Genomic DNA, 13,312 nt, shown 5'->3' with positions numbered 1-13,312 from the left:
CCGCCCGCCCTACCCGCCGACCTCCTCTCCAAGAAATACAGTAAACTCGCTGGCGGCACTCACTAGGGAGAACAGAGCTATGACGAACGATAGAGCGGCGAAGAGCGTGAGCTCGTAACCGACGCGATCGTCTCCCTGGATGCTTGACTTGCCTCTGGTCTCAACAGTCATCAAAGAATTCCTGCATTACACCTCCGACCAGCCGTCAGTCGCTGAAACGGCGCGTCATTGCGAGGTTCCCTTACAACGCGAGCCCGATATCTGACGACCTCAGGCTAGACGTTCGATGCAATGACGCGGCTGCCACAACAGCTCATCCATGATGTGAATTCTGGCGACTTGCGGCTCAAGAACGGGACGGCGACAAGATTGGAAACATTGCCGTGCATTGCATAATGGACTCGAGTCGGCGGTTTTCCAGTGGCTGGTAGCCGCTCAGGAACGCGTACTTTATTCACACTGCTTCAACGACCGGATTGCCTCGGCGATCAATGCGCCGAGCGCTGCCAGTCCCTGCAACATGTCGTCCCTGCCGGCCGCAACCTGATCTGCAATCCGTGCCGCTTCCTCGAGCGCTTGATCCCTAATCCTGGCTGCGTCATCTTCGCTCACGGGTCGCCCCCCCAAAATGCGTTCCAGTCCGACCAGCCGCTAGTCGCCCAAAAGGCTGCAGCAGTATCGTTCGAGCCGCCACGACTGGATTGTACAGAAACGGCCGGTGCCAGGACGAGCAGGTGGAGGCCGTAGTCGATCCCGATCTATGCATAGCAAATCTCGCTTGGCCTGGGAGAGCATTCTCCACGTTAAAGATCTCATGGGGGAGACTAACGTCTTGAGTTACGCCGAGCTATTGCGCGCGCGGGTGGTGACATTGACCGATAGGTTTTGCTGGCCTAGACCTAAGTCTATGCCCGGCACGGCGGCTGCCTTTATTTTCAGAGAATTATACGCGGTCGGCTGTTCCGCGCGCTGATCATTGCGATGCCAGTCGACTGACACCTGTTGCGATGGCGAGTTTCCGGATCGGAGAAAGGTTCCTGTCACTTGACACAATTCCGATAGTGCTTTGGCATGGCATCTCAGATACCTTCGTAGAATAGCTCACAGCCAGGATCCGGCGCATCCTCGCTCCGATCGATCAGGCAACGCGAATTCGATGCGAAACAAAGGGATTGGAAATGAATGCCGCCATTATCGCCCCGCTCCCACGCTACTGCGACATCGTTGCCAGTGTTCTGTCCGGTAATTTGGATTATGTTGCACCCCAGCGCCGCAGACACCTGCGACAGGAAGTTTGACCCGGATGGCCGAGCGACGCCTATCGAAAAGCAAGACGCATCGGGCCAAAGAGCGCCCTCCTTTTGAGCGGATTGCCTTGCTGCTCCAAGGCGGTGGGGCGCTCGGTTCCTATCAGGCGGGTGTCTACCAGGCACTGGCTGAGGCGAACCTGCATCCGGACTGGGTGGCCGGCATCTCGGTTGGCGCCATCAACAGTGCCTTAATCGCCGGCAATCCGCCCGAGAAACGCGTGGATGCGCTGCGTGCATTCTGGGAGACAATCACCACCGCGCCGATGGGCATCTCATCGATGTTCTCCTCGATGTTGGATTCAGTCGGGTTTAAGGGTGACTTTGCCCATGGTCTGATCAATCAAACGCACGCCTTTGCAACCATGATGGAAGGGGTTCCGGGCTTCTTCAACCCGCGTCCCGTACCGCCGTTCCTGTCCCCCGCCGGCAGCGTCGAAGCGGTGAGCTTCTATGATGTCGGGCCGCTGAAGGCCACGCTGGAGCGGCTTGCCGACTTCGACCGGATCAATGCCGGACCGATGCGGTTCAGCGTCGGCGCGGTGAACGTGCGCACCGGTAACTTTGAATATTTCGATTCAGCGACCTACACGATCTGCCCGGAACACGTCATGGCGAGCGGCGCGCTGCCGCCTGGTTTTCCGGCAACCGTTATCGACGGCGAGTACTATTGGGATGGCGGTCTGGTCTCGAACACCCCGCTGCAGTGGGTCCTCGACAATCAGCCCCGCAAGGACACCTTGGCCTTTCAAGTCGATCTGTGGAGCGCTCGGGGCGATATTCCCGGCGATCTCATTGGCCTTGAGCTGCGACAGAAGGATATCCGCTTCTCTAGCCGGACGCGCGCGGCGACCGACCAGTTCAAGAAGCAGCAACGCCTGCGTCGTGCGCTGGGGCATTTGCTCAAGCTCGTTCCGAAGCAAGCTCTGCAGGACGCCGATCCCGAGATCAAACTGCTCATCGATCAGGCCGACGAGCGGGTCTACAACATCGTCCAGCTGATCTACCGCGCTAAAAATTACGAAGGGACGTCCAAGGATTACGAGTTCTCCCGCGCGACCATGGAGGAGCACTGGAACACCGGTTATCACGACGCCGTTCGGACCTTGCGCCATCCCGAAGTGCTGCAGCGGCCCGATACATTGGATGGAGTAGCCACTTTCGACCTCGCATAGCACTCTCACCAAGGAAAGAGCACGCCCATGAGGATCGCCGAAGTCCGCGCCAACGCCTTTGCCATGCCCCTGAATGATCCTGCCTATCCCAAACCGCCCTACAAGTTCTACAACCGGGAATTCGTGGTCATCAACTATCGCACGGATCCAGACGTTTTGCGTGCCGTCGTGCCGGAGCCGCTGGAGGTTATCGGCGACACCGTATCCTACGAATTCATCCGCATGCCTGATTCGACGGGGTTTGGCGACTACACCGAAACCGGACAGGTCATTCCGGTGCGCTTTACGACACCGACTGGCGAGGTGCAGGAGGGAGGATATGTGCATGCCATGTATCTCGATGACAATTCGCCGATAGCCGGGGGCCGGGAGATCTGGGGCTTCCCCAAGAAACTGGCACAGCCGAAGCTCACGCACGAGCAGGAAACGATTGTCGGCACTCTGCATTATGGCTCGGTGCTGTGCGTGACTGCCACCATGGGCTACAAGCATCGCGAGATCGATCTGGCGCCGCTTGCGAAGGCGATGGCCAGGCCGGCCTTCATGATAAAGATCGTCCCCCATGTCGATTGCTCGCCGCGCATTTGCGAACTGGTGCGTTACTATCTGCAGGATGTGACGCTCAAGGGCGCATGGTCTGGGCCCGCCGCCCTGCAACTGTTTCAGCATGCGATGTGCGATGTCGCCCGACTGCCCGTCCGCGAGGTCGTTTCGGCCAGCCACTACATCGCCGACCTGACGCTCGGCCTCGGAGAGGTCGTATTCGATTATCTTGAAAAGAAGTGATCCCTTTAGAGCCCTGAAAGGAGCATTCGAATGTCTCGATTTGATGGAAGGGTGGCGATCGTCACCGGAGCCGCGAGCGGCATCGGGAAGGAAATCGCACTTCGCATCGCCGCAGAAGGCGGCATTCCGGTGATCGCCGATCTCAATCTGGAAGCAGCCAATGCGGCGGCGACAGAGATCAAGGCGCATGGTCGGGATGCCTTCGCGGTGGCGATGAACGTGACCGACGAGGAGCAGGTCGACAAGGGTGTCGCCGAAGTTATCGCGAAGTTCGGAAAAATCGACATACTGGTCAGCAACGCAGGCATCCAGATTGTCAAGCCGCTGGTCGATTTCCCGTATGCGGACTGGAAGAAGCTGCTTTCGATCCATCTCGACGGCGCATTTCTCACGACGAGGGCCTGCATCAAGCACATGTATGCGGCCAATTACGGTCGCGTCGTCTACATGGGGTCTGTCCACTCGAAGGAGGCCTCGAAGCTGAAAGCACCATATGTCACCGCCAAACACGGCCTGGTCGGACTAGCGAAGGTATTGGCTAAGGAGGGTGCAGAGCACCATGTCACGGCTAACGTGGTCTGCCCCGGCTTCGTGCGCACGCCGCTGGTCGACAAACAAATCCCCGAGCAGGCTCATGAACTTGGAATTACCGAGGAGCAAGTGATCAAAACGGTCATGCTCAAAGACACGGTCGACGGCGAATTTACCACCGTCGATGACGTCGCCGACGCCGTGTTGTTCTTTGCCGCGTCGAAAAACAACGCCTTGACCGGCCAGTCCATGGTCGTAAGCCACGGCTGGTTCATGCAGTGAACTCGGAGCCCGGTTACCGAAGCGGTCCGCCCTCGGCGACAGAGGAACCGAGGGCTAACAGGCAGCAGGACGAGCATGAATTCATGGCGGCTGACGTCGAGCTGGCCGCCCCGGAGATGGTTCCGTGGCCTAGGTAGCACCCTAGATCACGGAGCTTGCGCACCAACCCGCAGGCGGATATCCCGCTCGGTCAAGAGTTGGCCATGTTGATCTTCACAGGCGGCAGCAACGACCAGATCGATCCGGAGCCACATTGATCCGGGAGTCAGCAAGCTGGGCGGCGGACGCGTTGTTCGCACGAAACGGCGCTGCGCACGAACTTCCTGTTCCATTGTGCCTGTTGGCATTGGAGCATTCCGCAGAGCTGCGTGGCGTGTACCGAAATAAGGTTATCCCCGGTAATTCACGCGTTGACCAACTGGTGCTTCTCGTTCGTCGGGCTATCGCCGGCAGGTTCAATCGTAGCGACGCGCAACCCGCGTGGGCCTGGGCTAGAGATCCACCGGGGCACCCAGGGATCCGAGATGCCCGAGGCGCACCTGTTGGAACGCCTGCAGCCGCCGGTCTAGCCCGGCGGCAGTCGTTTCGAACAGAGCGGCAAGCATCGCACCCCTCCCCTCGCTGGCTCTGACTTATGCCTTGATGAACGCAAGAAGGTCCGTATGATGCGGTCGCGATGCGTCACGGTGAGGCCGTTAGGAGCGCCAGGGTAGTAGATTTCCTTCGCCCCCCTTACCAGCGGGGCGGCCTTTCTCGCCGAATCTCTGATCGGTACGATCTGATCGTCCTCGCGGTGGATGAATAGCGTCGGCACGTCGAACCTCTTGAGATCCGCGGTGTAATCGGTTTCTGAAAATGCCTTGATGCATTCGAAGGCGTTGATTAGACCGGCCTGAATGCTCAACAGCCAGAACTGATCCAGGGTGGCTTGGGTAACGGCGCTGCCGTCAAAGTTGACACCGTAGAAAGGTTTGGCGAAATCCCGGTAGAACTGTGAGCGATCGGATATCAGGCTGTTGCGGAGACCGTCGAATACTTCGATGGGTAGGCCGTCGGGATTTGCCTGCGTTTTCACCATGATCGGCGGAACGGCGCCGATCAGCACGGTCTTGGCGACCCGGCGGGTCCCGATCGGCATTGCGCTCTTCGCCGCCTCGAACTTCATGAACGTTCACATGACGGGCGACTACGCGAGCGTCCAGTCTAAACGTGCGGACGACATCGGCCATCTGGCGGCACCCATTGCAAAACATGAGCACAACCTCGCCTGCGCTCATCAGGAAAATGCGCACGATCTTCGCCACGTCTGGCGGCAATCGCCTCTCCCATCGCGGGGCGGGCGGCGAGGCATGACAATTGGAAGTCAATGACCCGTAAATTGGAAACGAAATAGCCGTTTTCTGGGTGTGGGCGCAGAGAATGGCTTTCCCCTGTGGCCGAGCCATCGTCTTGTCCGACCCGTCTGCGGGGAGACCCGAGGCTGCGCGAAAACCATTAGCTCAGGGGTAAAGAGGCTTTGTTTCTGGCTCCTCTCGACCATTCCCGACCTGTCAATGTCGATCGGTCGCAGTTTGAGTCAGTCATTCGCTATCCTGCGCTGCTTCAGCGCCACCGAAATCGCGGAGCGACACGTTGCCATGACGGTTTCCCGCAGCCAGCGATGACCGGGATCGGCATCCATACGGGGATGCCACATCGCCGAGACGGAGATTTCGGGGGTGCGGGCGGGGAGCTCAAATGCACTCAGGCCTTGCATCAAATGGTCGTCACCGCTGAAGGATGAGTTCGGCACCAGGGCGATCAGGTCTGATTGGCGCGCTATCCGCAGTGCATCGGAGAAGCCCGGCACGACCACGACCGTCTCTCGTCTTAGCCCGAGTTCCCTGAGCGCGTCATCGACGGGGCCCACGAATGATCCCCTGCGCGAGGCTACGACATGTTTGCAAGCCGCATAGACCTCGGCCGTTATGGGCGTGGCCAGCAATGGATGACCGATCCGCGCGGCCCCGACGAAATGGTCTCGAAAAATGAGCTTTGCGCGTATCTCGGGGGCGGACGCACCAAGGACACCTATTTCGAGATCGACTTGGCCCTCGCGAAGTGGCGTCGAGTCTTTTTCGGGCTTTGGCGCGAACCGAAGGCGCGCGCGCGGCGCCGCCGATGTGATGGCTGTTACCAGCGGCGCAGCAAACCGCTCGATGAACCCCTCATTTGCGCGGATCGTGAAGGTCCGCGCGATCACCGCGATGTCGTCGTCGCCAGCGTGCGGACGGAGCACGGAGCGGACTTCGCGGGCTAGCGCGTGCACATGGTCCCGGATGTCTGCGGCTCGAGGCGTTGGGACAAGCCGCCGTCCCGCCCGGACAAGGAGCGGATCTCCAGTTGCTGACCGGAGACGTGTGAGCGTCCGGCTCATGGCCGAGGTACTCAAACCAAGCCTTCGCGCGGCACCGGTCACGCTGCTCTCTATGAGAAGCGCGTCCAGTGCCTCAAGGAGATTGAAATCCACGTCATCCATCAGATGGACCTATTCTCTTTTGTCGACGGAGTATAGGCGTCTGATGCAAACATAGTTTGCGTCTGATGCGTCTGGCGCCTGGGCTAGTAAGGCTTCAAGTTTGTCACCCACACTCCGGTGAAAGGCTTCCTGTTATGATTGACTTCTCTCAAGATGCCGCTGTCGGCACGATCCTGCTGATCGGGGCCTCCAAGGGCCCCGGCCTCGCGATGGCTGGCGAGCTTGCAAAGCGGCAATGGCATGTCGTCGCAACGGTGCGCGGGACCGCAAGAACCAAGTTGCACGATCTTGCGGACGAGCACGGTGGCCGCATCGAGATCGAAACCGTCGACATCACGCAGCCGGACCAGATCGCCGCGTTGCACGACCGTCTTTCGGGGCGGAGCTTTGACATCCTGTTCGTGAATGCGGGCACGGCGAATATGAAGGACGAAACCGTCGCCGACATCTCGGCCGACGAGTTCGCGCGCGTGCTCGTCACGAATGCGCTGAGCCCAATGCGCGTCATCGAGGATCTGGCCGATCTTGTCAGGGCGAACGGCTTGATCGGCGTCATGTCGTCTGGCCAGGGCAGCATCACCGACAACACGAGCGGCAGACACGAAGTCTATCGCAGCAGCAAGTCCGCGCTGAACCAACTCATGCGGAGCTACGCCGCTCGTCACTGCGATGAGGCGCGCGCATTGTTGCTGATGGCACCGGGCTGGATCCGCACGGATTTGGGTGGACCGATGGCGCCGATAGGCGTCGAGGAGAGTATACCGAAGGTGCTCGACGTGATCATCGGCCAACAGGGCAAGCCGGGCCTCCAATATCTCGATCGGGATGGAAACACGGTCCACTGGTGATGCTGCGCTCGCTGATGCACCGCCGGGCGACGCGGGTAATGTCAGATTAGCGGCAGATGAAAGTGTTTGTGGCTAACTCACCGTCATGAACCAGAGCCCCGACAGTTACGACGCCATCGTTTCCCGCCTGCGGTGATTGCCCCACGCCGTTTGCCTGTATTTCCGATTTCCCTTGAGCGCTTCGCTCTTGCGGCGCGGCACGGCGCCAGATCATGCCCACAGTCGAGCGTCGTTCGCACAAGGGGCCGAACAACCGCGCCGAAAACTCGTATCTGCCTCTGCGAAAACGGGAGCGAACGATGCAGCGGTTCGCTCGCCGGCTGCACTGCAACGTTTCGTCAGCGTCTTCTCCGCGGTCCGAAATCTCTTCGTTCCGGCCCGCTCGAAACACGCAGCAATCGAAGTCCGTTTACATCGCCTTGAGGGCGATCGCACATCGGAAGGGCATGGCCGGGAGGCCCGCCTGACCACTCCGTGTCTGCCAGATGCGCGCTGGTCTGGATTAACCTGACAGCACCGTATCCACGCCTCTTCTCGACCTTGGTATCACCTGATTACACCAACACTCAATTGGCGAATGGCACCACGTGCGGTTTAGTGGGCGATAGCGGAACTGGATCGGCGCACTGCCTCGTTCCGCTTCAGAGCTTCGGCTGAGCCGACGCAAGCCGCGTCGCCCAACGGCGATCTTCGAACTCAGACTAGGGTTTTTTCCGATGCGCGTTGCACTTTTCATTCCTTGCTACATGGATGCCCTCGAACCCGAAGTTGGCGTCGCAACGCTGGAGTTGTTGGAACGCTTCGGCTGCGCGGTCGAATATCCTTTCGACCAGACCTGCTGTGGCCAGCCGATGGTCAACACCGGCTGTCACAAGGAGGCGGCAGCGACGGAGGCGCTGTTCGCCAGGAACTTCGCCGGTTATGATTACATCGTCGGACCAACCGGTAGTTGTGTGCACCAGATACGTGAACACATGACTGCGATCGAACAGACTGACGACGTTCGCGATGTCCGCGCACGAACCTACGAGCTGACCGAATTTCTACACGACATCCTGAAGGTGGAGGATTTCCCTTGGGCTCGCTTTCCGCACAAGGTCGGCATCCACTACAACTGCAACTCGTTGCGCGGTCTTAAGCTGGCGCAGGCCTCCGAAATTAACGAGCCGTTCTATTCCAAGCCGAAGGCGCTTCTGGAGAAGGTCAAGGGCATTGAGTTCGTTGAGCCCGAGCGCTGGGATGAATGCTGTGGCTTCGGCGGCACCTTCTGCGTCTTCGAGCCCGGCGTCTCGGCCAAGATGGGCTACGACAAGGTTGCCGACCATTCCAAGGCGGGCGCCGAATACATCGTCTCCGCCGACTCTTCCTGCATGATGCACCAGAAGGGTTGCGCCGATCGCCTCGGCCTGCCGCTAAAATTCATCCACATCGCCCAGATCCTGAATGGAGCCGCAGAATGACCTCTTTCGATACTAGCAAGGGCGCGCCAAAGAAACGTGAGCCCCAACCCCGCGGCGCCAAGGAGCGCGGCAACAAGCCGATCAACCAGAGCGAGGCCGCCGACCGATTCATCGCCTCGACTGTGCACGAGAAGATGCACGACGACCGCCTTTGGACCTTGCGCAAGAACCGCGACAAGATCACCTACGCGATCGAGGAATGGGAAGAACTGCGCGAGCTCGCCTCGCAGATCAAGCTACACACGCTGTCCCATCTTGATCAGTATCTCGAGATGTTCGAACGCAACGCCCGCGCCAATGGCGTCCACGTCCACTGGGCCAAGGACGGCGCCGAGCACAATAGGATCGTGCACAAGATCCTTGCCGACCATAACGTGAAGACCCTGGTCAAGTCGAAGTCGATGCTGACCGAGGAATGCGGCATGCGCCATTACCTCGACGCCGTCGGCATCGAGGTAATCGAAACCGATCTCGGCGAGCGCATCCAGCAACTCGACGGCGAGGATCCGAGCCATATCGTCGTGCCGGCGGTGCACAAGACCCGCGAGGACGTGGCAGAAGTCTTCGCCAACCATCTCGGGACCGATCCGAACGAGAGCGACATTCCGCTGCTGTGCGAGCAGCAGCGCCAGAAGACCAGGCCGTATATCCTCAATGCGGGGGCCGGCATGACCGGCTGCAACTTCGCCGTCGCCGAGACGGGGACCGTGGTCGTATGCACGAACGAAGGCAACGCCGACCTATCGGCCAATACGCCGCCGCTGCACATCGTCTCGGCCGGCATCGAGAAGCTCGTCCCCCGTGCCGAGGATCTCGGCGTCTTTATCCGCATGCTGTCGCGAAATGCAGTCGGCTCGCCGATCACCCAGTACACTTCGCATTTCCGTGGTCCCCGCGATGGTGCCGAGATGCATATCGTGCTGGTCGACAATGGCCGCACCGAGCGGCTTGGCATGGAGGAGTTCTGGACTTCGCTGAAATGCATCCGCTGCGGCGCCTGCATGAACACCTGCCCCGTCTATCGGCGCAGCGGCGGCCTCAGCTACGGTGCGGTCTATTCCGGTCCGATCGGCATCATCCTCGATCCGACGATCAACCGCCGGAAATATTCCTCGCTGCCGTTCGCCTCTACCATGAACGGCTCCTGCACCAATGTTTGCCCGGTCAAGATCAACATTCACGAGCAGATCTTCGCCTGGCGCAAGGTGATGGCCGAAAATCACGAGCTTCCAGTCATCAAGAAGACTATGATGAAGGCTGCGGGTGAGCTCTTATCCTCACCAGCGCTCTACCGGACGGCAATTCGTTCCGCCGACTCGGCGCTTCGCATTTTGCCGCGGTTCCTCGTCTACAACCCCCTGAACACTTGGACGAGGCAACGCGAGATGCCAGAGGCACCCGACCAAAGCTTCCATTCCTGGTGGAAGAAAAATCGCATGAATGGGAAGAAGGAGAAGGCATGATGGATTCGCGTGAACTGATCCTTGAAACCATCAGGAAAAACCGCCCGACCGGACAGTACGATCTCCCCGCCGTTCCGGATTTCACGAAGCCCGCGACGGCGGATGAGCTTCGGGCGAAGTTCGTCGAGATGCTGGAGCTGATGGGCGGCACCTACCTGCCGCCGGACGGGTCCGGCGATCTGCTGAGTCCGGTGCGCGCCCGCCTGGCGCGGGTGGAACTGGTCTGTTCCGCTGTGCCGGAGGTCAACGGCAATGTCGCGCTCGACCAGCTTAAGGGGCCGAGCGATCTGACGGGGGTTGACTGCGGCGTCGTCCGTGCTGCCTTCGGCGTGGCCGAGACCGGATCTGTGCTCTTCACCGAGGACGAACTTAAGGTGAACACGATCGCCTATCTGCCGGAGCACCTCATCGTGCTGCTTGATCCGGCAGACATCGTGGCTGGCCTGCAGCACGCCTACAAGCGCCCGGAGTTTTGCAACGCCCGCTATGCCTCCTTCAACACCGGACCATCGGCCACCGCTGACGTCGAGGGCGTGCTGATCCGCGGCGCCCAGGGCGTACGGTCGCTGACCGTCGTCTTCGTGCCGCGCACTTAGCACATCAGCCCGCCGGGTCGTTTTCGAAAAGTTAGAGAACTAGATCATGGGAACGTTGGCATATCGATTATCGCGCCGGCTGGAGCTCTATCCTTTCGCTGCCACGCCCGAGCAGATCGGGGTTCTGGAGGGGCTCCGCGCCGCGACGGCAGTCGCGGCGATGGTTTTGATCGCCTATTGGCTGCAGTGGCCGCGATTTTCCTGGGCCGCCTTCGGCGCCTTCTGGGTCTGCCTCGCCGATCCCGGCGGACCAACGCGGCTGCGGTTCTCCGCAATGGCCGGCTTTGCGGCCGCTGGAACCATTGCCGCCTTCATCTCGTCGGTCGCTGCAGGGATAAGTCCGGTCGTGGCGGGCGCCGCTCTCCTGCCCCTGGTCTTCATTGCGAGCCTCAGCGGAACATACGGCGCCGCAGCCGCGCAGTCCGGCATGCTCATCTGTGTCGTCGCGGTGGTGGCAGTGGAATTTCCCGGCTCCCCGGCGACTGGCTTGGAACTTGCTGCGATCTTCGGGCTGGGATGCGTCTGGGCGCTCGTCCTCTGCATCGGCATCTGGCGTATCCATCCCCATGCTCCTGCCCGCAGGGCCATCATCTCGGTTTTCGCGCGCCTGGACGACATGACGGCGGATTTGCTCGTGCTGGACCAGCGCAGCATCGCCACATCGGTCGACTGGAAGACCTTCAATGCCGAGCACCGCCGCTCGGTACGCGCGGCGATCGAACGGGCGAGGTCGCTCGTTAATGGGTTGGAAAACGGATCCGACCGCTATCGCCAGGAGATCGAGCTGGCCGACCGAATCTTTGCCAGCCTGATCGCTGCCGGCCACTGCGCCGAAGACCGCAGCCGGCCGCTCGATGAAAAGACCGAACGGCGCCTATTACATCAGTTGCTGCTGCTGCAGACCGAGGCGAGAGATCAAGCCGCGCATAGAGCCTCGAAAACGGCGCTGCTCTCAAAGAAAGCGGTAGCCGTCCAGCACAAGGCCCATGATATAGACAGCGTCATCGGCCGGGCAGCATACGTTGCTGCCAAGGCGCTGGAGGACTTGGCCGCCCTGTGGAGCAACGGCTCTGCACCCGCGATCGCCGAATCGGGCTCGCCCGGCCGTGGTGCCGCCGCCCGTCTCATCAGGCCGATCCCGGCAAACGTCCTTCGGCATGCGGCCCGAACCTCGATCGGCGTGGTTACTGCCTACGCCATCACCATTCGTCTCGACCTGAGCTTCTCCTACTGGGCGACCATGGCGACGGTCGTCGTTCTCCAGCCTTTCGCCGCGACGACCTGGCCACGCACAGTCGAAAGGATGGCCGGCAGCGTGGCCGGCGGCTTCCTTGCAGCCGCCCTCATGGCGATCCTGACGACTAAGCTTGTGCTGCTGGCGGTGATCTTCCCCGTCGCCGCAGCGACGATCGCCTTCAGATTCGTGAACTACACCCTCTTTGTGCTTTTCCTGACGCCGCTCTTCGTGCTCGTGACCGAGCTTCTGCAGCCAGGCACCGGAATTGCGTCGGCAAGGGCGATCAACAACATCATCGGCAGCCTGGTCGCCCTTGGCGCGAGCTTCCTGTTCCGCCCAGCCCAGCAGGGCCAGAAGATCGGCGACGTACTCGCCGACGCGGTGACCGCCAATCTCGCCTTTGCCGCGGCGGTCATCGCTTCGGGCGGAGCGCCTTCGACGCTCGAGGGATTGCGGCAACGGGCTGGGGTCACGAGCAACGCCGCAGAGGCCCTACGGCATCGCATGATCCTGGAAGGCCGGAGACGGCGCGCTCGGCTCAGCGAAATGGCCGATCTGCTCCAAGCTCTGCGGGCGCTCGCCGGGGCAGCGACAGCTATGTCGCTAACTGCCAGGAACCCCGACGAGACCCGCGCGGCTGACTTAGGAGTTTTAGCCGAAACGCTCTCGAACAGGCTCAGGCAGTCCCACACGGGAATTCCCGTTACAGAAACCGCTGGCGAGCCACGCGACGAGATCGATAGGGCGCTTCACGCCGTGACCGGCGCCGCCACAGCCTACATGAACGTTTTCCCTCCTGCGAACCTTGTTCGCGACGAGGAGCGACGAACGATGGTCGCAACAGAGCGCGGTAGGGCGTCGTATTAAGCGTCGCCGTCTCGACGTCGGTCTTGCGCCGTCAGGCGAAGCTAGCGCTGTTCAGAATCCGGCGCCCGAGGTCTTGGCCCTGATGGACGCCGCATGCCGGGATCGTGCTGCCCTATAACGCCATCGCGTCAGCCAAGGGCGAACCGGCCGTGTGGCTGGTCAACACCGAAAACGGCTCCGTTTCGCTCCGCAAGATTTCGGTCGGCCGTTACCGCAAAAGTGATTTCGTCGTGACCGGCGGC

General features: G+C 60.7%; 12 protein-coding genes and 1 pseudogene. 9 read left to right on the top strand and 4 right to left on the bottom strand.

All coding sequences use genetic code 11. The annotated features are described in order from the left end of the window. Positions 1-9: 9 nt before the first annotated feature. The gene (locus PY650_RS34535) at positions 10-171 is read right to left on the bottom strand and encodes a hypothetical protein (protein ID WP_285884525.1); all 162 of its coding nucleotides are present in this window, start codon (positions 169-171) and stop codon (positions 10-12) included. 279 nt (positions 172-450) lie between these two features. Next, positions 451-612 carry a hypothetical protein gene (locus PY650_RS34530; RefSeq protein ID WP_285884524.1) on the bottom strand — a complete coding sequence of 54 codons (162 nt, stop codon included), beginning with the start codon at positions 610-612 and terminating at the stop codon, positions 451-453. 691 nt (positions 613-1,303) lie between these two features. On the opposite strand from PY650_RS34530, the gene PY650_RS34525 reads away from it, so the two are divergent. The 3 genes from PY650_RS34525 to PY650_RS34515 are packed head-to-tail and all read left to right on the top strand — an operon-like array spanning position 1,304 to position 4,081. Continuing rightward, complete coding sequence (locus tag PY650_RS34525) at positions 1,304-2,482, top strand: patatin-like phospholipase family protein (protein ID WP_285884523.1); 1,179 nt, start codon at positions 1,304-1,306, stop codon at positions 2,480-2,482. A gap of 27 nt (positions 2,483-2,509) precedes the next feature. Next, positions 2,510-3,268, top strand: coding sequence for an acetoacetate decarboxylase (locus tag PY650_RS34520; RefSeq protein ID WP_285884522.1), 759 nt, complete (start codon positions 2,510-2,512; stop codon positions 3,266-3,268). Positions 3,269-3,298: 30 nt separating this feature from the next. Beyond that, complete coding sequence (locus PY650_RS34515) at positions 3,299-4,081, top strand: 3-hydroxybutyrate dehydrogenase (protein WP_285884521.1); 783 nt, start codon at positions 3,299-3,301, stop codon at positions 4,079-4,081. A gap of 565 nt (positions 4,082-4,646) precedes the next feature. On the opposite strand, the gene PY650_RS34510 is transcribed toward PY650_RS34515, so the two are convergent. Together PY650_RS34510 and PY650_RS34505 are read right to left on the bottom strand one after the other, a co-directional pair. Continuing rightward, positions 4,647-5,219 (bottom strand): alpha/beta fold hydrolase, encoded by a 573-nt coding sequence (locus PY650_RS34510; protein WP_285884520.1) that lies wholly within the window; start codon positions 5,217-5,219, stop codon positions 4,647-4,649. Positions 5,220-5,657: 438 nt separating this feature from the next. After that, positions 5,658-6,599 carry a LysR family transcriptional regulator gene (locus tag PY650_RS34505; RefSeq protein WP_285884519.1) on the bottom strand — a complete coding sequence of 314 codons (942 nt, stop codon included), beginning with the start codon at positions 6,597-6,599 and terminating at the stop codon, positions 5,658-5,660. A 134-nt stretch (positions 6,600-6,733) separates the two neighbouring features. On the opposite strand from PY650_RS34505, the gene PY650_RS34500 reads away from it, so the two are divergent. From PY650_RS34500 to PY650_RS34475, 6 genes and pseudogenes are all read left to right on the top strand, one after another. Continuing rightward, positions 6,734-7,447, top strand: a complete 714-nt coding sequence (locus PY650_RS34500; protein ID WP_285884518.1) for an SDR family oxidoreductase — start codon at positions 6,734-6,736, stop codon at positions 7,445-7,447. Positions 7,448-7,626: 179 nt separating this feature from the next. Next, positions 7,627-7,914: pseudogene (locus PY650_RS34495) on the top strand (DDE-type integrase/transposase/recombinase); the annotation flags it as partial. Positions 7,915-8,163: 249 nt separating this feature from the next. Continuing rightward, complete coding sequence (locus PY650_RS34490; RefSeq protein ID WP_285884516.1) at positions 8,164-8,907, top strand: (Fe-S)-binding protein; 744 nt, start codon at positions 8,164-8,166, stop codon at positions 8,905-8,907. Next, a complete protein-coding gene (locus PY650_RS34485; RefSeq protein WP_285884515.1) occupies positions 8,904-10,370 on the top strand; it encodes a lactate utilization protein B in 1,467 nt (488 codons plus the stop codon). The genes PY650_RS34490 and PY650_RS34485 overlap by 4 nt, the downstream gene beginning before the upstream one ends. Next, positions 10,370-10,966 carry a LutC/YkgG family protein gene (locus tag PY650_RS34480; RefSeq protein WP_285884526.1) on the top strand — a complete coding sequence of 199 codons (597 nt, stop codon included), beginning with the start codon at positions 10,370-10,372 and terminating at the stop codon, positions 10,964-10,966. Before PY650_RS34485 ends, PY650_RS34480 begins: the two co-directional genes overlap by 1 nt. A 46-nt stretch (positions 10,967-11,012) precedes the next feature. Beyond that, entirely contained in the window at positions 11,013-13,070 is a 2,058-nt protein-coding gene (locus tag PY650_RS34475) for an FUSC family protein (RefSeq protein ID WP_285884514.1), read from the top strand. Positions 13,071-13,312: the final 242 nt, after the last annotated feature.

The sequence above is a fragment of the Martinezella calliandrae genome, assembly GCF_030272695.1.
Lineage (GTDB): Bacteria > Pseudomonadota > Alphaproteobacteria > Rhizobiales > Rhizobiaceae > Rhizobium > Rhizobium calliandrae.
The sequence above is the reverse complement of the archived record's forward strand: the minus strand, read 5'-3'. Positions and strand labels throughout refer to the sequence as shown.

Excerpts from the sequence above, each read along its gene's own strand:
- PY650_RS34535 (WP_285884525.1), bottom strand. The coding sequence starts at position 171 with ATGACTGTTGAGACCAGAGGCAAGTCAAGCATCCAGGGAGACGATCGC.
- PY650_RS34525 (WP_285884523.1), top strand. The coding sequence starts at position 1,304 with ATGGCCGAGCGACGCCTATCGAAAAGCAAGACGCATCGGGCCAAAGAG.
- PY650_RS34520 (WP_285884522.1), top strand. The coding sequence starts at position 2,510 with ATGAGGATCGCCGAAGTCCGCGCCAACGCCTTTGCCATGCCCCTGAAT.
- PY650_RS34515 (WP_285884521.1), top strand. The coding sequence starts at position 3,299 with ATGTCTCGATTTGATGGAAGGGTGGCGATCGTCACCGGAGCCGCGAGC.
- PY650_RS34510 (WP_285884520.1), bottom strand. The coding sequence starts at position 5,219 with ATGCCGATCGGGACCCGCCGGGTCGCCAAGACCGTGCTGATCGGCGCC.
- PY650_RS34505 (WP_285884519.1), bottom strand. The coding sequence starts at position 6,599 with ATGGATGACGTGGATTTCAATCTCCTTGAGGCACTGGACGCGCTTCTC.
- PY650_RS34500 (WP_285884518.1), top strand. The coding sequence starts at position 6,734 with ATGATTGACTTCTCTCAAGATGCCGCTGTCGGCACGATCCTGCTGATC.
- PY650_RS34490 (WP_285884516.1), top strand. The coding sequence starts at position 8,164 with ATGCGCGTTGCACTTTTCATTCCTTGCTACATGGATGCCCTCGAACCC.
- PY650_RS34485 (WP_285884515.1), top strand. The coding sequence starts at position 8,904 with ATGACCTCTTTCGATACTAGCAAGGGCGCGCCAAAGAAACGTGAGCCC.
- PY650_RS34480 (WP_285884526.1), top strand. The coding sequence starts at position 10,370 with ATGGATTCGCGTGAACTGATCCTTGAAACCATCAGGAAAAACCGCCCG.
- PY650_RS34475 (WP_285884514.1), top strand. The coding sequence starts at position 11,013 with ATGGGAACGTTGGCATATCGATTATCGCGCCGGCTGGAGCTCTATCCT.